Origin of the sequence: Rhizobium sp. RHZ02, assembly GCF_014851575.1 — a bacterium.
In the GTDB taxonomy this organism is placed as follows: Bacteria; Pseudomonadota; Alphaproteobacteria; order Rhizobiales; family Rhizobiaceae; genus Rhizobium; species Rhizobium altiplani.
Genome location: NZ_JACUZX010000116.1, coordinates 1 through 273 on the forward strand (window position 1 = coordinate 1; position 273 = coordinate 273).

The 273-nt window shown below is 62.3% G+C and carries 1 protein-coding gene; it reads left to right on the forward strand.

Annotated features, from left to right (window positions below; all coding sequences use genetic code 11):
* Positions 1-273: cytochrome b N-terminal domain-containing protein (locus IB244_RS31755; protein WP_192307027.1), on the forward strand; the 273-nt coding region annotated here is incomplete at both ends.

The window sequence follows — 273 nt, forward strand, 5'->3', positions numbered from 1 at the left end:
TCGGCGGCTTTGCCGTCGACAACCCGACGCTGAACCGCTTCTTCTCGCTGCACTACCTGCTGCCCTTCGTCATTGCCGGCGTCGTCGTCCTGCACATCTGGGCGCTGCATGTCGTCGGCCAGACGAACCCGACCGGCGTCGAGGTGAAGACCAAGACCGACACGGTTCGCTTCACGCCCTACGCGACGCTGAAGGATGCGCTTGGCGTTTCGATCTTCCTGCTGGTCTACGCCTACTTCGTCTTCTACATGCCGAACTTCCTCGGCCATCCGG